The sequence below is a fragment of the Pseudoalteromonas rubra genome, from assembly GCF_004212645.1.
Taxonomy (GTDB): domain Bacteria; phylum Pseudomonadota; class Gammaproteobacteria; order Enterobacterales; family Alteromonadaceae; genus Pseudoalteromonas; species Pseudoalteromonas rubra_G.
In genome coordinates, this window is the sequence record NZ_PPUZ01000001.1 from 31,976 (window position 1) to 51,786 (window position 19,811).

General features: G+C 47.9%; 14 protein-coding genes. 8 read left to right on the top strand and 6 right to left on the bottom strand.

Annotated elements, in window-relative coordinates; all coding sequences use genetic code 11:
* Positions 1 to 282 precede the first annotated feature (282 nt).
* Positions 283 to 516, top strand: a complete 234-nt coding sequence (locus tag C3B51_RS00080) for a hypothetical protein (RefSeq protein WP_130243748.1) — start codon at positions 283 to 285, stop codon at positions 514 to 516.
* A 12-nt stretch (positions 517 to 528) separates the two neighbouring features.
* On the opposite strand, the gene C3B51_RS00085 is transcribed toward C3B51_RS00080, so the two are convergent.
* From C3B51_RS00085 to C3B51_RS00100, 4 genes are all read right to left on the bottom strand, one after another.
* Entirely contained in the window at positions 529 to 2,043 is a 1,515-nt protein-coding gene (locus C3B51_RS00085; protein ID WP_130243749.1) for a polyamine aminopropyltransferase, read from the bottom strand.
* Positions 2,044 to 2,862, bottom strand: coding sequence for a hypothetical protein (locus tag C3B51_RS00090; protein ID WP_130243750.1), 819 nt, complete (start codon positions 2,860 to 2,862; stop codon positions 2,044 to 2,046).
* Positions 2,863 to 2,874: 12 nt separating this feature from the next.
* Positions 2,875 to 3,699, bottom strand: a complete 825-nt coding sequence (locus tag C3B51_RS00095) for a DUF350 domain-containing protein (protein ID WP_125720518.1) — start codon at positions 3,697 to 3,699, stop codon at positions 2,875 to 2,877.
* A gap of 153 nt (positions 3,700 to 3,852) precedes the next feature.
* Positions 3,853 to 5,910 (bottom strand): S9 family peptidase, encoded by a 2,058-nt coding sequence (locus C3B51_RS00100; RefSeq protein ID WP_130243751.1) that lies wholly within the window; start codon positions 5,908 to 5,910, stop codon positions 3,853 to 3,855.
* Between the two features lie 305 nt (positions 5,911 to 6,215).
* On the opposite strand from C3B51_RS00100, the gene yddG reads away from it, so the two are divergent.
* From yddG to C3B51_RS00120, 4 genes are all read left to right on the top strand, one after another.
* Positions 6,216 to 7,109, top strand: a complete 894-nt coding sequence (gene yddG, locus C3B51_RS00105; RefSeq protein ID WP_164519282.1) for an aromatic amino acid DMT transporter YddG — start codon at positions 6,216 to 6,218, stop codon at positions 7,107 to 7,109.
* A gap of 377 nt (positions 7,110 to 7,486) precedes the next feature.
* The gene (locus tag C3B51_RS00110) at positions 7,487 to 8,068 is read left to right on the top strand and encodes a hypothetical protein (RefSeq protein ID WP_130243752.1); all 582 of its coding nucleotides are present in this window, start codon (positions 7,487 to 7,489) and stop codon (positions 8,066 to 8,068) included.
* Positions 8,069 to 8,307: 239 nt separating this feature from the next.
* Positions 8,308 to 10,209 carry a S9 family peptidase gene (locus tag C3B51_RS00115; RefSeq protein WP_130243753.1) on the top strand — a complete coding sequence of 634 codons (1,902 nt, stop codon included), beginning with the start codon at positions 8,308 to 8,310 and terminating at the stop codon, positions 10,207 to 10,209.
* Positions 10,210 to 10,478: 269 nt separating this feature from the next.
* A complete protein-coding gene (locus C3B51_RS00120) occupies positions 10,479 to 12,992 on the top strand; it encodes a serine protease (RefSeq protein WP_130243754.1) in 2,514 nt (837 codons plus the stop codon).
* A gap of 187 nt (positions 12,993 to 13,179) precedes the next feature.
* Here the strand turns inward: C3B51_RS00120 and aroQ are convergent, their stop codons facing one another.
* Positions 13,180 to 14,385 (bottom strand): gamma subclass chorismate mutase AroQ, encoded by a 1,206-nt coding sequence (gene aroQ / locus C3B51_RS00125; RefSeq protein ID WP_240701822.1) that lies wholly within the window; start codon positions 14,383 to 14,385, stop codon positions 13,180 to 13,182.
* Between the two features lie 185 nt (positions 14,386 to 14,570).
* Here aroQ and C3B51_RS00130 point away from each other — a divergent pair, with 185 nt between their 5' ends.
* The 3 genes from C3B51_RS00130 (at position 14,571) to C3B51_RS00140 (ending at position 18,700) form a co-directional block, all read left to right on the top strand.
* A complete protein-coding gene (locus C3B51_RS00130) occupies positions 14,571 to 15,200 on the top strand; it encodes an OmpA family protein (RefSeq protein WP_125779385.1) in 630 nt (209 codons plus the stop codon).
* Between the two features lie 241 nt (positions 15,201 to 15,441).
* Positions 15,442 to 17,895 (top strand): tetratricopeptide repeat protein, encoded by a 2,454-nt coding sequence (locus C3B51_RS00135; protein ID WP_130243756.1) that lies wholly within the window; start codon positions 15,442 to 15,444, stop codon positions 17,893 to 17,895.
* On the top strand, positions 17,879 to 18,700 hold the full coding sequence (locus C3B51_RS00140; protein ID WP_130243757.1) for a carboxypeptidase-like regulatory domain-containing protein: 822 nt from the start codon (positions 17,879 to 17,881) through the stop codon (positions 18,698 to 18,700). The genes C3B51_RS00135 and C3B51_RS00140 overlap by 17 nt, the downstream gene beginning before the upstream one ends.
* A 44-nt stretch (positions 18,701 to 18,744) precedes the next feature.
* Here the strand turns inward: C3B51_RS00140 and C3B51_RS00145 are convergent, their stop codons facing one another.
* Positions 18,745 to 19,788, bottom strand: coding sequence for a DUF21 domain-containing protein (locus tag C3B51_RS00145; RefSeq protein WP_130243758.1), 1,044 nt, complete (start codon positions 19,786 to 19,788; stop codon positions 18,745 to 18,747).
* Between the last annotated feature and the right edge of the window lie 23 nt (positions 19,789 to 19,811).

Below are 19,811 nucleotides of genomic sequence, written 5' to 3' on the forward strand. Positions count from 1 at the left end.
TTTTTCTGTTCTCAAACAGCCTGGTTTGTGATGCGAGCTAGGCTGTTTGGTTTTAACGCTACTAGCCATGTACGTCTCCAGCTTGCCCTTATATTATAAGAACCATTTAAATCAGAGGCTTACTGTGTGCACCGAGGATGATAAAATTGCCGGGGTGGATATCTATAGACCAAAAATGCACTATGTCAGGTTACTTGATGCTATACAGGCGTTAAACTGTCTGGCGAATTTTGACTAAAACTTTTGTCGACAAATAAAATATATTGCGGGAGCTATGTTTGCATGACAAATCAGCAGAGAAAGCACTTTATTATTAGTGCAATTGAACGCGCGGAATGCTCAGACGTGCATGATGCGTTACGTGTTGCCGGAGAAGAAATAGAGTGCCTTGAAGCGATCCCTTTTGGCTCCAGAAACGAAATTATCCGGATCTGTGAAGACATCGCAGATGGTGTAATTGATGGTAGTGAGTCGATTAAAAGGCTACTGGAGTTTGTAAACTCAGTACCAGATTAGTAGCCTCTTTAACTAGTTCCAGTATTTCCAGCCATCGAGATAATAGTAGAGCACATGGGGCTGATCCAGGCTGCTGACTTTACTGTGGGTGTTATGCATATCAGCCGGAAACGTCATTAATAAAGGTTCTATATCTGGACTGTAAAAACGCGTGTCGGGCAGGGCGTTGTGCTGTAATTCACAGGCTGTTTTACAGGCCATAACAAATCCCCAGTTGCCAAATGAGGGCACATCCACATGATACGGGGTAACTGAGTGAAAGCCCACCGACGCCGCCGTATTATGGATTGACCAAAACGCCTGCTTCGCAAAGTAAGGGCTGGTTGCCTGAGTCACCATAATGCCTTGTGTATTCAGGCGGTGTTTTACCAGGGTATAAAACTGCTTACTGTACAACCTGGCCAGGCTAATGGTTTTAGGGTCGGGTAAGTCCACCACGATTAAGTCGTATCTGTCGGGCGTGTCTGTCAGATAGACAAACGCATCCTGATTGAGCACCTTAACTTTGGGGCTGTGCAGCGCGTTTTGATTGAGCTGTTTGAGGTGAAAATTGCTGCGGGCAAGCTCTGCCACGGCCGGGTCCAGGTCAACCAGGGTGATGGATTCAATATCAGGGTACTTGAGCAACTCCCTGGTTGCCAGGCCGTCGCCACCGCCCAAGATCAGGACGTTGCGAGTCGCTGCTTGGCGCTGGATTGGCAAATGGATCAGTGATTCATGGTAGCGGTATTCATCAATGGCAGAAAACTGCAAGCCACCATTTAAATACAAACGTACATCCTCTTTGTGTTTGGTCATGATCAGCTGCTGATACCGCGACTGTTCACTGTGCACAATACGGTCTTCGAACACGGTCTCATTCCAGTGATGATTCAGCGCTTTGCTGAAGAACATCAACCCTGCGAGCGTGAGTAATACCAGCACCAGGAGCCACCTTAACAGGCGTGCCTGCCTGGGGGGAAACTGAGCGTAAAAATACCACAATAAGGTTAAGGCGATGGACAAGTTGATAAGCCCAAACAGCAGTGAGGTTTTAAAAACACCAAGCCAGGGCAGCAGTGCCAGTGGAAAAACCAGGGTGGCGATTAACGCACCCAGATAATCAATAGACAACACATTGGCCAGGTTCACCTTTAAGGTATAGTGCTTTTCCATCAGCCGTGACAGCAGCGGAATTTCAAGACCCACAAAAATCCCAATCAAAGCGGTCAATGCAACCGACATACTCTGAAAATGCCAGCCCTGAGCATAACAAAAATATAGCAAGGGTACTGAGCTGCCACCAATCAGCGCCAGCATCAGCTCGTACACAATAAACTGTGTCAGTAGTGTGTTGTCAGTGACCCACTTAGACAGGTACGAGCCCACCCCCATAAACGCCATATAGACGCCAATGGTAATAGAAAACTGCATCACACTGTCGCCCAGGAAATAAGCGCCCGTGGTTGCTATCAGCAGCTCATAAACAATCGAGCATAACCCGGCAATAAAGATGCTAAACAGCAGGATATGGCTTTCTCTGAGCACTTATTTACCACCCCGGCCGCTGCCACCGCGATGATTGGCACCAGACAAGCTCTGCTGACGAATGCTGCGATCAACCGTCATTTGCGACTTGCCATAGGCATAGCTGACGTAATTAATGTCGTCGTCATTTTTATACCCCCAGCTGAACAGCAAGGCAAACAGTCCTAGGGAGAAGCACCAGGCATACAGCGGGGCACGCGAGGGGCGGGCTTGATCGCCAAAAGGGTTATGACCATAGGGCTTTTTGTTATAGGTTGTTTTGCCAGACAGCGGCTTATCTTCTTCATAGCGGTTGCCCAGCACTGCAAAACACAAGAAAGCCACAATAAGTGCGATATAGAAAAGCGGTTTTAGTACACTGGCATCTCCGCGCACAGGCACAACACGAAAGTAGTAGAGCGTGTTATTCAGTTTTTGATTGTTGCTACTTTGATCAGTCAAATACAGCTGGTAGCTGCCTTTTTTGGCAAAACGAATTTTAAACGAGGCTTCCTTTTTATGTTCGGTCCACCTGCCTTCGGAGTCTCTGCCTGACTCAGACCACAGCTCATCATGATAACTAAACAGGTAAGTGCCATCGGCCTGATAGACTTCCATATCCATGGCTTTCCAGGTATTCATCTTCATCACGCCCTTAAGTTCAAAGCGCATCATCTGGCCATCTTCAGGCACATCGAACAGGTAGGCCTTGTCCTGATTGGTATATTCTGTACTCTTAGCAAACGGCACCTTGGCAACTTGTTCATCCAACACCAAACCGCCAACAAAGCATAAAGTCAGGATGACTAAAGCCAGGAAAAAGGTTTTTATCACACTCATAAAATGTCCTTTTTAAAGTGTGTAGAAAATTGCCACGGCAACCGATACGGCCACGCTCGCTTCAATTAAAGAAACCGCGGTATTGCCCTGTGCGATGGCCTTATTGACTCTCACTCCTGGCATCAGCACTAAATCAGTCAGTAAGCGCACTACGGGCAGCAGCACCAGCGCAATGGCTGCGTCGATAAAAAATAGTGTAATGCTATCTGACCAACTCTCGAAAGCGCCGCGCAGTGCGTGGAATAAGATAATACCGGTGGCAATTTTGGTTGCAGCAAAACTGACGGCCGCCGCCATATTGTTGTTTTGCAGCTCCTGGTGCAGGTCAAAATGCGTCAGGGCATCATATAGTCTGCTTGCGACCAGCAGAACCAGCTGAGCGAGCACATAAAATACAATGGCCGAGGCAAAACTCCCTTCTCCTTTCAAAGCCCCTGCGATAATTAACCCGGCGCTGATATAACTGGAAAATTGTACGACCCCAACCGGCAGATTCTGATGAGTGATAAGTTGTGTAGTGTTACAAAACTTAGGCAACAGCAGCTTGTCGTTAATCACTCGTGTTACCACCAATAACCCAAGCCCTACCAGTGAGTAAAGACTTACATTGATGAGATCGGTTAACAGGCCTTTACTTGGTCCCTGAAGGACTGCTACATACATCATAGTGACCGCAATTAAGAAACCACTGATTGATGTTGCCAAAGCCTGGTTTTTGTTCTGTTCAATTTCCGTGAAGGTGTTGTACGAAGTGGTCGCGTTATAGAGCCATTTTGCGACAAATAGCACCACAAGAAAGAGCCCGAAGTAGCTCAGTTCAGCCAAAGGGAAGTCCATGTTTGTTTCCGTATTTTACCCAAGAATGTACAAGCGGGCGATTTTAGCACAGAAAAAAAACGAGTAAATTCTTTTAATATTGTGCTACTTCATGGTGGCTGTAACCAATTCGTGTGATCAGAAGCCACCCGGCATGCGGGTGGCTGATAAGACTTAGTCTGCTTTGTTGTCGGTTCGATACTTGTCAAACCAGGCCAGGATGTTACCCACTTTACGTGCCAGGTTGGAGGGTTTGGCGGCAATGCCGTGGTAGGCGCCCTGGATGCGCACAAAGGCACTGTCTACCCCTTGTAGTTGCAGCGCGCCATAATATTGCTCACTTTCACTCATTGGGGTGCGTACGTCGAGTTCACCGGTAAGTACCATAGTGGGCGTTTTCACATTGCCAACCAGAGACAGCGGCGAGCGGTTCCAGTATTGCTGGTAGTCGTTCCAGGGCAGATCGCTAAACCAGTATCGCGTCATAAAGGTATAGATGTCTGAGGCACCAATCATGCTGGTCCAGTTGATAACGGGCTTTGCAACCACCGATGCTTTAAAGCGGTCTGTTTTGCCGATGATCCAGGCGGTTAACGTGCCGCCGCCAGAGCCGCCGGTGACAAACAGGTTGTCCTGATCCACGTAGCCTTTGGCAATTACACCGTCAACCATGTCCATCAGGTCGTTGTAATCCTCTGACGGGTAGTTTTTATCAATCTCGTTGGCAAAGTCAGCGCCCATGGACGTTGAGCCTCTTGGGTTACCATAAACCACGACGTAACCGGCGGCTGCGAACAGCTGGACTTCGGTCGAAAATTCCGGGCCGTACGCGGTATGTGGGCCACCGTGGATCTCCAGGATCAGCGGGTACTTTTTATTTGGGTCAAAGTTAGGCGGGGTCACAATCCAGGCTTGCAGGCGTCTGCCGTCAACACTGCTTTTTACTTCCATTAGCTCAGGCTGATTGAGAGTTTTATGGTCGAACACATCACTGTTCAAGTCGGTCAGTTGAGTGACTTTTCCACGCTTACTGACCACGGCCAAATCAGCAGGGCGCACGCCTGTAGACTGAGTGTACACAATCTGACCATTGTCGGTTACATCAAAATGCCCCGACGTGTAAGGACGACCTAAGCTCATACCACCCAGCGCATCGGTGTGGGTTTTTAACTTGCCAGATAAAGAGACATAGGCGACGTGCTTCTTCCCTTCGTTGTCATAACTGAAATATAAGCCCTTACTGTTGTCGGCCCATTTTATGTCGCCAACGCTGCGATCCAGCTTAGGTGTCAGTCGTTTAATGTCTGAGCCATCCGGATTCATTACATACAGCTCTGTGATCTGGTTCGATTTACCATTGTCTTCAAAGCCAAGGAATGCCAGTTTTTTACCGTTGGGGCTAAGCGTAGGGCTATACTCAGGGCCAGACATCGCGGTCAGTTCGGAGACCTTGGCTGTGAGTACATCAATGGCCAGTAGATCACTGTTGAATATGTCAAACTGGGCATCATCATGTGTATTGGCTGAGACAATGATCTGCTTGCCATCGCCTGACCAGGCCAGTGAGCCCGCATAGTCATGTTTGCCTGAAGTAATTTGTCGCGGCGAGCCGCCAATGGCGGGTACAACATACACGTGCATGTTGCCCGGGCGCTTCATCCCTGCTCCATCACGCTGAAACAGGGCTTGATCTATGTACTGAGCATTGTCGGCCCATTTAGCGTCTTTGGGTTTAAAGTCGAGGCTGAATAGCGGCTTAGCCTTACCCGGTGTAAACATGGAGAAAGCCAGCTGGCTGCCATCCGGTGAGAAGCTCAGGCTACTGGGTGTCATCGCAACATCCGTTACCCGCGCAGTCAGGCCCGATGCTAAATCGCGGACATAGATTTGAACCTTGCCTTCTTTGCTGGAAAGATAGGCCATTTTTGTGCCGTCTGGTGAAAACACCGGGCTGAAATGGTTGTGCGTGTCTGACAGCAGTGGCAGGTGTGTTTTGCCATCCAGCGATACGGTCCACAGGTTTCTTTTCAGGCTGTCTGTCATGATATCCATACTGCGGCGCTCATAGACAACTTGCTTGCCGTTTGGCATGACTACCGGGTTCGCGGCGTATTCAATGTTGAACAGGTCCTGATAGGTAAGTGTATTGTTAGTGTGCGCAGACTCAGCAGCAAGCGCTGAACCAGACAACGCTAGTGCGATACAAGACGTTAAAATAGAAAGTTTTTTCATTGTTTTAGTACTCTACTCGTAATAGTGGTTGACCGCTTATACACCAGCACTGGGAATACAAACCGTCGCTCAGTACAAAGCCTATTTATGATATGTTGTAACACCTTTTGAAATAGATTCGCGGTAAGTGGGCGGTTTTATCCGATGCTTAACATAAGTAAAGGACAATAAGGCTTTAAAAAGTTTGATATTTACAAGTGTGGCAATGTATCTTTCGCCCTGTTATTTAGGCTGGCGTTTTTCCGGCACGTTCGCAACGACAGGTACACTGTAACTTCAGCTTTGGAGCTTTAAAAATCAAAATCATGAATAAGTCATATCAATACACGCTGGCTGGCGTGGCTGCAATTTTTTTGTGGAGTGCCGTCATGGGGCTGGTCCGTGCAGTGACTGAAATGCTGGGCCCGGTAGGCGGCGCAGCTTCTATCTACACGGTGGCATCTGTGTTTTTGATTCTGGTTATGGGGATACCAAGAGTACGTGATTATTCACCGCGTTACATCTTGATTGGCGGCAGCTTGTTTGTTGCTTATGAGATTTGCCTGGCGCTCGCACTTGCAATGGCAAACAGCCGCCAGCAGGCGCTGGAAATGCTGGTGATCAACTATTTATGGCCTGCTCTGACAGTATTAATGGCGGTGATCATCAGCGGCAAAAAGAGCAGTATCTGGGTATATCCAGGGATCTTATTGGCCTTTTGGGGTGTTGCCTGGAGCATCACGGGCGATGAAGGCATAACACCTGAGCAGCTGCTGGCAAATATCGCATCCAATCCAACAACCTATGCAATGGCATTGACCGGCGCATTTCTGTGGGCTGTGTATTGCGTTTTAACCAAACGCATTGCCAACGGACAAAACGCGATCACTTTATTCTTTTTGCTGACAGCGATGAGCTTGTGGGTCAAATTTGCAGCCAGCGATGAAACCGCTATCGTGTTAACCCTTGAATCCGCTGGTCTACTCCTGATATCCGGGGTCGCGCTGGGCAGTGGATACGCGTTTTGGAATTATGCCATTATTGGTGGCAACATGGTTCTGCTGGCGACCTTGTCTTATTTCACTCCTGTACTTTCAACGGCTTTGTCTTCGCTGATCCTGGGGCTGGTACTGACGCAGAGTTTTGTACAAGGAGTGTGTATGGTCACAGCTGGTTCATTGCTTTGCTGGTGGGTGACCAGAGGAAAGTTTAATGATTAAGTAACTGGGGCTGCAACGCAAGTGGCGGTGTCTGCACTTTAAATTAGGGAGAATTCGATTGCATCAAATCAACGTATAGTTGGTTAGTTTCTTTACTGAACAAGGCAAAGCGATGGACCATACCTCGCGTATTACGGCATCGGTTGAGTCAGACGAGCTGGGCCTATCTAAGATATTTGTTGGTGGCTATGCGAAGGAGTTTGGCAGCCCATTTGTAGCAATATTGAAGGAGTAATTATTCTGCAAATCATGTAAAGTTATGGGTCCAATTATGTTGTGGAGGTTTACTGATTAGTTGCACCCGCAGCATGAAGGTAATAGTTGAGTTTTGAGTTTGCTCAGACTCAGTAATATCGTTTTCACTTTGGAGTATAAGTGTGAAAAAACTAATTCTATTGACAGGTGTTGTTGCTTTGTCAGGCTGTGCTGCGAACCCTTACCTACAACCTATGGTTGATGGTCCGAGCGCAAAGTTACGATTGGCATCTGTCCCTAGCAATAATAACTTTGTAAGTGCGCCAACACAGAGTAACTGTGTAGCGACTGGTGGTGCTTCTGGAGCCCACATTGCTACTTTGGGTGTTAAGGCTAACCTGGTAAGAAGTTTGAGCAGATTGAATATGCCTGCGTATGACGAGGAGCTGGGAGACTCACACCAAAACGAAGTGTACATTCCAGCCGGAAAACCATTTTCTTTTCAGTTCAACGGAGTGGGTATCTCTGGATTTAGTCCAGGCCAGACAGACTCCGGTGGTGCTTTATATTCTTGGTGCAGAAAAATGATCACGTTTGAAGCTAAAGAAAATGCCAATTATGAGGCATTGTACGACTACGTAGAGTTAGAAAATGGCGCGCAAACATGCGGTGTGAAACTATTTGAGATTGTTCAGACTGCAACCAATGAGTATAAAAAAGTCGAAGTTGATAATTATCAGATAGTCGAGAACTACTGCGAATAAGACTCTGAGGATGAAGCTGGTTGTTGCTTAGTAGGCCAGCTTTTTATTTATATCTCAGTAACCTGTGGTACTGCATGTTTTAACTGAAGTTTTGCAAGCTCCAATTTTGAGCAAAGTTTCACAAAGCTCAATTTAGTGTTCTGGTCTCCATCCGGAAAAAGCCTCTCATCGCTATCTCTTTTAAGTTAATGCTGATTTAGGTAGTCTAGCCGGGATTCAATTTTTGGAGGTATTTCGCGATGTTGCGAATTCTTGCATATGCTGGCCTGGGGCTGGCCGTAACAACTGGCGTGGTTGCCAAAGAGGTAATGACGCCAGAAAAACTCTGGCAGGTAAAACGCGTAAGCGCGCTGGGGCTAAATAAAGATAAAACTCATGTGATTTATCAAGTGACTACGCCCAGTGTTGAGCAAAATAATTTTGCCAGTAAAGTGTATCAGGTGCCGCTTAAAGGGGGCACACCGCAGTTGTTGGATGCATACCAGGGACTTCTGGCAAATAGCAAAGTTTCTCCTGACGGCAGCAAAAAGCTGTTCCATGAAAAAGTTGCAGTGGAAGCGGTTCTGGCAACGGACAGACACAAGGCGCTGACTCAGGCGAATGCCTATGTGTTTGACGACCTGAACTACCGTCACTGGGACACCTGGAAAGATGGCAGCTACAAGCATGTGTTTTATCAGGATCTGAAAACAGAAGAAAAAGTCGACATCATGCAGGGGCAACCCTTTGACAGCCCTACTTCGCCGTTTGGCGGTGGCAGTGATTATATCTGGGGACCAAAGGGCGAAAACATCTACTATGTAAGCAAGAAGCTGACCGGTGCCGAGTATGTATCGAGCACCAATACGGATATCTATCGCTACAATCTGGCCAGTAAAGAGACCGTCAATCTGACCCAAAGTAATCCCGGTTACGATAAGTATCCGGCTTTCTCGCCAAAAGGGCATCTTGCCTGGTTACAAATGACCACGCCGGGTTATGAAGCCGATAAAAATGACATCATAATCAGAGTCAACAATTTTAATATCAACCTGACTGCGCAATGGGATGGTACTGTAAACAGCTTTAAGTGGAGCCATGATGGCAAGCACATCTACTTTGTGGCACCAACCGACGGGACTATCCAGTTATTCCAGGTCTCGGTGACCACCAATCCAAAAGCCAGACCAGTCATTAAACAGCTAACCAAAGGGCAGTTTGATGTTAACAGCATAGTGGCTGCGCTGGATAACCAGGTAGTGGTAACGCGCAATAGTATGAACAAAGCGAATGAAATTTATCGCTTTGACCTGAAAAGTCAAAAGCTGAGCGCACTGACTAAAGTCAACGATGCGTTTTATGCCAGCATGGACCTGCCAACTGTTAAAAAGCAGATGGTAAAGACCAAAGATGGCCAGGATATGCTGAGCTGGGTGATCTATCCGCCAAACTTTGACGAAACTAAGAAATACCCAACTTTGTTGTATTTGCAAGGCGGACCTCAGTCGGCACTATCACAATTTTATTCTTTCCGCTGGAATTTCCAGGTGATGGCATCACAGGGCTATATTGTGGTTGCGCCAAACCGCCGCGGTATGCCGGGACATGGCGTTAAGTGGAACGAAGACATTACCCAAGATTGGGGCGGCAAGGTGATGCAGGATTACCTGGATGCGATTGATGAGGTTGCCAAAGCACCGTACGTTGATAAATCGCGCATCGCCGCTGTTGGCGCAAGTTTTGGTGGCTATTCAGCGTTTTATTTAGCAGGCAATCACGATGGTCGCTTCAAGTCTTTTATCGCCCACTGCGGTATCTTCGACTTGCGTAGCATGTATGGCAGCACAGAAGAAATTTTCTTTGTGAACCACGAGTTTGGCGGGGCATACTGGGATAAAAACGCCGCGACCGACAAAACCTATGCGGCCTTTAACCCAATCAGCTATGTTGATAAATGGGATGCGCCTATGTTTGTTATCCACGGTGGTAAAGATTACCGCGTGCCTCTGGAGCAGGGGATCCAGGCATTCCAGGCGGCAAAATTGCGTGGTCTGAAAAGCCGCTTCCTGTATTTCCCTGAAGAGAACCACTGGGTGCTTTCGCCACAAAACGGCATTGTCTGGCAGCGTGAGTTCTTTAAGTGGCTGGATGACACACTGTAACTAACCAATCACCGGCCCTGTAATGGGGCCTGTGAGGTATATACTATCTGGCTGGTCGTAAGACTGCGGTCAGCCAATCCTCTGATGCTCGACAGTCCTGGTGTCGCTAGTCCTTCCCAAATCTGATTGCCGTTGATGTGGCTTTGCATGCTTTTTGTTCAGTTAGCATGAGTTATGTATTTTGTTTTATGTATAGGAACGGTTTTGTGATATTTTGTTGCCCGTTTCGCAAGAAGTAAACAAGAAGTTTTATATTCAGGATTATCTACATGGACTCAACAATAAAAAAAGCACTCCTATTCACTTTGGCTTCCAGCTCCCTGACGGGAGTTGCACTCGCGAAGGAAAAGCAGCCTCTGCAATCTCGCGCTGCCTTAGACAATGTCAGAATCGTCGGCGGGGAGGAGTCAACCCCGTTTGCTTATCCATTTATGGGCAGCCTGCAACTTTTTATCAATAATGAGTATCGTCACCACTGTGGTTCTTCGCTCATTGCTCCTGACAAAGTACTGACCGCGGCGCATTGTGTCGAAGGTAGGACAGACAGTCAGTTTGCGGTTAAGTTTGGCGCTCATGATCTTACTGACGAAAGTCAGGGTCAGAGTTACAAAGTGACCAGTATCGTAATGCATGAACGCTATCATAATCCTATTACCTATAGTAACGACATTGCGGTTCTTACTCTGGAAGCACCTGTTGAAGGGATAGCGCCGATTGAACTGGCTGACTCTGAACTGAAGCGCAGTTATGTGGTCGGTGAAAACTTCAAAGTGATGGGTTGGGGCGCACTTTACTCTGGTGGTCCGTCACCAGACAAGCTTAATGAAGTGGACGTGCCTTATATCTCTAACGAGGTGTGTAATGATGCTCAGCACTACGGTGGCCGTATTTCAGATAGCATGCTCTGTGCCGGCTTTGACGAGGGTCAAAAGGACTCTTGCCAGGGTGACAGTGGTGGTCCATTAATCGTTAATCGTGATAACCGTTGGTTTCAGGTTGGTGTAGTCAGCTGGGGAGATGGCTGTGCTCATGCATATAAGCCAGGTGTCTATGCAGATGTCGCCGTGTTAAATGATTGGGTCGTGTTAAATCAGCACCATGTTGAGTTCGAATCTGCTTACTCGATGGTACCCGATAAGCCTATCATGTCAGTCAGGCTGTCAAACCAGTCGAGCAAACCCGTTGAGGTCTCACATATAGCGCTTACTGAGCAATCGGCGGGGGTCGCTATTGATACTGACAACTGTGCGGGCAAAACAGTTGAGCCGTATCAATCTTGTACCGTGCTTATGAATATTGAACAGAGCGAACAACAAGGTGAGTTCACACTGCGAGCCGAGCTTTTGAATCAAGATGTAGTCACGCGTGAGCATACCTATAACTTTGAGAAAACCCCAGCAACTGAAGCTGATATTAATGCACACACAGGCACGACGCCGGTTATTGAGTGGTTCAGTGGTGGAGACGCAACCTGGGTACTGGGTGCCGAGACAACCGAAGGCGGCTCTGCAATGCCTGTATTGCACAGTGGTAATATTTCTGACCAACAAGAAGATCCGAGTATTACAACACATTCGCAAAAATCTGTTCTCATCGGCGAGATAAATCATGGCTTGGCATTAGGCATTGATTTCGAGTATTTAGTATCGTCAGAGCAACATTATGATTTCTTTACGGTATTCCTGAACGGCCAGCAAGTGGTTCGACACAGTGGCCAAAGCGATACGTATGAGAAAGTGTCTTATGACCTTAAAAAAGGGTCAAACACGATTGCATTCGTCTACAGTAAAGATTCTTCTGTTTCCCACGGAGATGACAATGCGAAGCTTAAAGGCTTGAACATCAACATTCGTGAAAACCAGAGCCCAACAATCACGCTGCCAGAAACGGAATTCAAGATAAGAAGTGGTATGGAAATTACCTTTGATGCGACTGGTACGAGCGATCTGGACGGAGATAGCTTTACACTGGCCTGGACTGACGTAGATGCGCCAGAAACGGTGCTGAGCACTGATGAAGTCTACACGCTGGTTGCGCCTGTGGTGAGTGAAACACAAACCCAGATATTTGAACTCACTGCGACTGATGAATATGGTGCGACGTCTAAACAACGTGTTACGGTCATCATTGATGAGAATAAACAGCCTGTGATTAATGTTGCAGAGGCGAGCATCGAAGTGCGAGTTGGGCTGGAATATACTTTAGATGCGAGCGGTACCACAGATCCTGAGGGCGATACACTGTCTTACACTTGGGTAAATCTATCGAACGATGCGTCAGTATCAATTGGTGATACAGCCACGATGAAATTGAAAGCGGGTGATGATCAGGTTGGCCAAACGTTGGTTTATCAATTAACGACACAAGATGCGTATGGTGCCAAGTCATCACAACTGGTGACAGTCAAGATTGTTGAGAATCAAGCACCTCAGGCGAAGTTGACTGTTAATTCAACGCTGCTTTCGGCAGGTCAGAATATCGAATTGAATGCGTCGGATTCGCTAGACCCGGAAGGTGATGAGCTAACATTTAGCTGGGAGCAAGTATCCGGTACGAGCGTGAATGTATCTGGTAGCGGTGCACAAATGAGTGCAGCTGCTCCTTCAGTTGATAAGAACCAGGTGCTTGAGTTTGCCGTTACCGTAACAGACTCTTTTGGTGCATCGTCAACGGAAACCATTAAAGTCACTGTTGAGCCACCTGAAAAAGACAGTGGTTCATTTGGCTCATTTGCGCTGTTGCTGATGTCTTTAGCCTTGTTCAGCCGTCGTATGAAGAAGTAACTCAGTCAGCAATACTGTAGGGAGCGTTTGCTCCCTGAGAACGACAAAAACCGCTATCACAATGGTGATGGCGGTTTTTTCGTTTTTACTACAATGCTGCATTGAAATACAGCCATATCGTGGGATGCGATAGCCGATTACGCCAAAAACGCTCAGCAGCTCAGCCAATCAGGCTTGTTGTTATGGCTTACAATGGTGTGACAGAGCAGTTTTCCACCCGGCGTACGTTTTGCAGCGCCGCATAGAGCCTGTTTTTATCTTTTTCTGACAGGTTATCGGTATCAACAGACTGCCTGAACACAGCTGTCAGTTCGCCAGTCAGGTTACCATGCCTGGCAAGGTGTCGGGACAGGGTCTCCAGTATAGCTGCGCCGAGCTGATTTAAGGTGTTTCTTAGTTGCGTCAGATCGGCTTGCTGGTTTGGTACGCCCTCTGCGAGCCATTGTGCCCGGTATCTGTATTGAATGGCCTTGGCTGCATCCATTTGCGCCTGGAAAAATGCTTCAACACTGCCAGTATCGAGGCATTGCTGTCGGGCTTGTTCCAGCGCCTTTGACAGCACTACGGCTTCACGGGATAAGTCTTCGATAGGCTTGTGTTTTTGCGCTTTAAACAGTGCCACAGGCTGCATCTGCGCAAGGCGCTGGTTGATGTGTGAGAACAACACTTTAGCCGAATCTGTGCGTGTATTTATCAGCGTATTGGCCTGGCTAACCACTTGCGCCAGTGCGGTGCGCGCTTCGTCTTCACTGATTGGATGAGGCCGTTTTTCCATCTTCATCAGACCGAACAGGGTGTGGTTATCTGGATTATCCTGAATGCTTGTCTCACGCAACGTCAGCTGAGGGTACACGGCTTTGAGTGCACAACTGCCCACTGCCACTGTGTTTTGGTCAAACTGGCCAGCGGCGAGTAAGCGCGCTGCTTCGTTGGGGCCTTTGGGCACAGGCTTGGTGTGGATCTGATGTGCACTGAGCCAGCGGCCGATCTGTTTTAGAGCTGCCGGGTGCGAGGCTGCATGGGTGATTTTACCGGTTTTATCTAAACCAAACACACACATCTCGATGGGCATATGAACGGCTGCGCTGAGCTCCGTGACCTGATAGCTGCGCATTGCATCCACAATGGCCGGGACCAGTTGCCCTTCAATGGTGGAGTTGGCTAATGCGCTGAAGGCCCAGGTCTGCGCCTGCGCCGCACTGGCGTAGGTATGCGCCGGGGTGCCAGAGTAAAGGCGCTGATAATCCGTATGTTTACGGGCGGCGAGTAAGTCAAGTGCGGCATGGTTAAAGCTCCCCGGTCCGGCTTGTACATAGACAGGCACGGCCTGCGTTGTCAGCGTTAACAGCAATGCAGGTAATGCCAGTAAGCGAGATATAAATGATAGTTTCAACGACTTTTCCAAAGGTTTAACAGGCAAAAAACGCATCCTAACAGAACCGCTGAGTGCTGTCCTGTAAGGCGTGTGATGGATTAAAGATCGAACCGCTACCTTGTGCGTCTGCTCACCACCGCTTCAGTTCGAGTTAATTTTTTATTGCAATAATCAAGATAATGAAATTTAACTCAGGAATGAATATGACAATCAATAAGATACTACTGGGCGCCGCTGCACTGGCTGCCTTATCGGGATGTGAAATGAATAACACCGGCAAAGGCGCGGCGATAGGTGCAGCAACGGGCGCCGTATTGGGTAAAGCCACGGGTAATCACAAAGACAAGCGCATTGCCATTGGTGCAGCGGTAGGTGCCATTGCCGGTGCTGCCATTGGTAATTATATGGATCAACAGGAAGCGGCTTTTAACGAGGAGCTTGCGGGCACTGGCGTAGAGGTGGTGCGCGAGGGCGATCAGATGCGCCTGGTATTGCCTGCCAATATCACCTTTGCTACCGGCCAGTCGGCCATCAGTCCGGGATTTAACAATACATTACAGGGAATTGCGCGGGTTATGCAAAAGTACGACAAGACCTTTCTGACCATCACTGGTCACACCGACTCGGCCGGTTCAGCCGGGTTCAACCAAACCCTTTCAGAGCAACGGGCAAACAGCGTGAAGCAGTCTTTGCTGTCCTACCAGATAAACCCGGCACGTATACACGCTCAGGGGATGGGAGAATCTCAGCCTGTGGCCAGCAACAACACCGAGCAGGGCAAAGCGCAAAACCGCCGCGTGGAGATCAAGATTATCCCTAATCAGGCGTCGTAGCGTTCGCTAGTACTGCGAATATCTTACACTGAAGTGCGGCGCAGCAAATGATGCGCCGCTGACCTACATGGTTATTTGTCTTTATCGCCAGCCAGCAAGTTCATAATCTGGTCGGCCGATTTATGATCTGGTTAAGGAGGATGGCCTGCATCAATTACTTGTTTGTTAACTTCAACTTTTGCTTAAGTTTAGAAGCCATTGTCGCTTAAACTGAATGGGTAGCAACTGAAAGGAAGTCACGATGAGTAAACGACTAAGCAGGTATCAGAATACAGCCCGACAGTGTTTATATTGGCTCTTGGTATGCCTGAGTGCTGCCAGTTGGGCAAACCGCGACTCAGGTACTCTATTTAAAGGGCGATTCGTGCTCAATGAACTGCATGGTGTTGGGGTCGAAAATGTACCCGTTTCCGCCGATGCTGCGTCGCCAACCACATCGTTGAGCGACGGCAGTTTTAAACTGGTATTCAAAAAAGAGCCAGGAGAGCTGTTCCGACTCAGGGTGAACCACGGCGATTTTGCGGTGGTCAACCACATTCAGCTTGAAGGGTATCTACCCAAGCCAAACAGTGCCTATTTACCATTGACGATTATTCTTGCAAAGCCTAAAGAGCGCCAGAAGTGGGCGTTGCGGTTTTATCGTATAATGATTGATGACATTATAGAACAACAATATCAGCACAAGCTGGGGCAGCTGACCGACCGCAATAGCAGCCAACAGGATATTGAGCAAAAGGTACGTAAACTTACCGAAGAAAAGCAAAAGCTACGGGAACAGGCAAGCATGCTGGCTCAATCCTTATCTGAACATGAATCACCACCACAAGGTTTGTACAAAGAGGCAATAAAGCTCTATCTTTCTGGTGATTTAGATCAGGCGTTGGAAGTACTTAACGACGCCGAATTAGAAAAACAATATCAGCAGTACCAGCTCAAAAAAGGTCAGTTAGAAAAGCAGTTCAGGGAGCTTAAACTCAAAGAAGCTGAGCTGGAAGAGCAATCCCGCGAGTATCTGCGCGAAGAAGCAACACAAGCGAATGCCAACTTGCTCAAGGCCATTGTATACGAGCAACAGTTTAAAGCGGAAAAAGCGCTAGTGCAATATCGCACTTTGGTAAAGCGCTTTCCAAGTCATGGCAGTGCGCAATTTTCCGCAGCAAGATTTTTTAGCGCTAATAATTATATCAATGATGCACACCAGAGCTATGAAAAAGCCTTGAACATATTCCGTGCCAAGGCAAAAGAAAATCCGCAGATGCATCTGCCTAACGTCGCGACAGTGTTAAATGGATTCGGGCAATTACAAGGCCTCCAGCTTAAACTCGATGAAGCCGAGCGCAGTTATAACGAAGCGCTTGAAATTTACCGGACCTTAGCCAGTGAAGCGCCATCAGCATCATTTAAAAAAATGGCAGAGGGTGGTGTAAATCCAGCTCAGCGACAAATTAACGTACAAGGTAACTCACAAAGCTCTGATTCCGATCACGCTGTTCTGAATTCCTCCTCAGCGGATTCGTTGAGAGGAGTGTCTATGGTGCTGAGTAACCTGGGAAATCTGCAATTTAGGTGGGGTAAGCAAGAGAAAGCTGAGCAAAACTTGATGGAGGCATTGAGTATCAACAGACGCCTGGCTGAGTATTCGCCGGAGCGATATAAGCCAGCTATAGCCACAGTATTAAACAGTCTGGGGAACATCCTCGAGGCTGAGGGTAAATTTTCGGAGGCCGCGCAGCATTATCAGAAAGTTATTGATATATTTCGCGAGTATGCGAAGCACGAACCAGACTTATATCAATATGTTTTGTCCGGGGCTTTACAAAATCTGGGGGGGGTGTTGTTCAAAATACACCAGCTGGAAGAGGCTGAGAAAAAGCTTGTCGAAGCGATAGAAATTAGAAAAACGCTGGTCAGTAAAGCGCCTCGTGCAGTTTTGCCGAATATTGCCTCGGCGCACAGTAATCTGGGTATACTATATATCAAGCAAAATAAGCTTGTTAAGGCTCAGAGGAGCTACCAGGAGGCGCTAAAAGCTTACAGTATATTGGATGAAGACACGCCGCAATCCTATTTACCTGATATGGGAAAGGTGCATCATAACCTTGGCCTTCTGTATTATAAACAAAGCGCACTGCAAGACGCGGTACGTAGCCATGAGGCGGCTTTTCAGGCATATACTCGTTTAAATAAAAAGGTTCGCAACAACTACTTGCAGGAGTTAGCGATAACACAGTTTATTTTAGGGGATTTATATAGTGAATTGGATATGTATGCACAGGGTGAACAAACTTATCTGGGGGCGCTAAAAGATTTTCGTACATTGGAGGCGATATTTTCTCGCGACATTAAACCTTCTTTGATTGCTGAGGTGCAAAGTAAAATCGCGGATCTGCAAAGTAAGCAAGAAAAATGGGCACAGGCTGAGGTGAGTTACGAAGCGACGCTGCGCACTAGCCGTCAGCTGGCACTTAGCGAGCCAGATACTTATATACCCCGGGTTGCCAGTACTTTGTATAACTTAGGCGTTATTAATTATCAACAGGCGAATTATGCCAAAGCCAAATCTTATGCGCAGGAGAGTATGGAGATCAGAAAGCGCCTGAGTGAAACACATGCCGAGCAGCCCGACTTTAAAAAGTCGTCGCGCCTGGTGGCTTTAATCATTAAACAGCAGGAAAAAAATGAATCAACCAACTAACAAGCCGGCCTATAAGCATGTGTGGGGGTTTTCGGCAATTGCCCTAGTATTATTCTTACTTTTGAGTGCTGGCCTGATATATAACGTTGAGATGTTATTTACCTTTAGGCTGATATCAAAGGTGTGGTTTTTGATATTGTTGGTTGTTGGCCTGCTCTGTGCGATTTGTTTGTTTTCTCTTTTTAAGTCTTATGCTGCATATTCAGGTAAAGCATTTGGTGGCACACTTCGTTTGGGTGGTCCGTGTGTATTGATGCTGCTCATTGTTGTGTTAGGTGTAAAGCTTGCGCCCGACACCACGGCGGATTTCTCATATACAATCATATTAGAGACGACGGATGGTCAGCCGCTAATCGCTTCAAATGGACAGCTGCTGGTTGATCTGGATGCGCAAATAGTGCGTGGTGAGATAGCCGGGCTGGGTGAGGTGACGTTAAAAAATATCCCATCTCGATTCATGGGAGAAACAGTCAGGATGCGTTTGTCCGGTAATGACCAATATCAGTTGAATGAAGCTGTTAAGTTGGTTGGGCAATCGGCTCGGTTAATTGTTGAACTCAAAGAGCAAATTGTACGCGGTATTGTCAAGGACAAGCAGGGGTTGCCTGTAGCAGGTGCAACGGTCATAACCGCTGACCAGAGTGTGACGACATCGGTAAGTGGCCAATTTCAATTTAAATTACCCGCAAACCTTAGTGAGACAGAGCGCGTGCTCCATATAATGGCAGACGGCTATATGCCGTACAATACAGACTATGTATTCAGCGATGCGTTGATGCAAGTTCAGTTAACAAAAGTGCATTAAATACATGCCGTACTCTTGCTGACATTATGTAAACCACACTCAACTTAAGTTTGCGCCGCCACTTCCCCGGTGCCTTTTAACAGCCGACCAAGGATATCTGCGCCGGTGATGATGCGGGGCTGTTCGGTCCAGACCAGCACCACGTCAACTTCAATGTCGCCGTCGTGGTCCGGGTCCAGGGATTCGGCAGACTTTAGGTGTTTAAGCACATCGCCCAGGTTCATGTCATTGCTGTGGATGATCAGGGGCCTGAAACAAAACTCGTAGGGCTCGAAGGGTTGCTCTGGATTGAACAGCGCTGCGCGCAGCAGGCCATCGGCGTCCATCACCAGCAAAGGCTGGCGGGCTTCGTTGGCCAGGATCACCCATTTATGCCCGCTGGCATTTACCTGTTGTAAAAATGGGTCGTCGGCTTTGCGCTGGACTTCGGGGAGGATGGGGAAGTCGACCTTGCTGGGCAGTGTAATGACAGAGCGCGGGTCGATAAGCTCACCTTCCTGAGACACCAGGGTATCGTCTATGGTCAGAAAATTAACCGCGCCTATGCCTTCGAGCCTGTCGACTTCGGCTTCTTCCGCCTCAATGTGCTTCTCTATTACGCTTTTCAGGTCGGTTTCGCGAAAGTAGTTAATCCCTTCCTTGCCGAGCCAGCTGTCGAGTAACACCGCCGAAGGTTTGGCAACCGGATAGAGCAGCCACTGATAAAACCTGAGCACGGGTGCCAGCAGCGCGCCCATGCGCATGGCGTTACGACTGAAGTAGGCTTGCGGTACAATCTCGCCAAACAAGGTGATAAACACGGTGGAAAACACAAAGGCCACCATACCGGCCATCACAGAGTCCGACAGTAAAGTGAGCAGCACATTGATGCTGACATTGCCCCACAAAATGGTCGTCAGCAGAAAATTAGAATCCTCGCGCAGCGCCAAGATGGTTCTTGCTGCCGGGTTGCCCTGGGCCACTTCAACCTCAAGGCGTAACCGGCTGAGACTAAAAAATGCCAGGTTCAGCCCCGAAAACATCGCCGACTGAGACAGGCAAAAGACAATGCCTGCCCAAGCTGCATAATCTCCCCAAAATGATGCCATGCCTTGCTCCTTTTATTGTGACG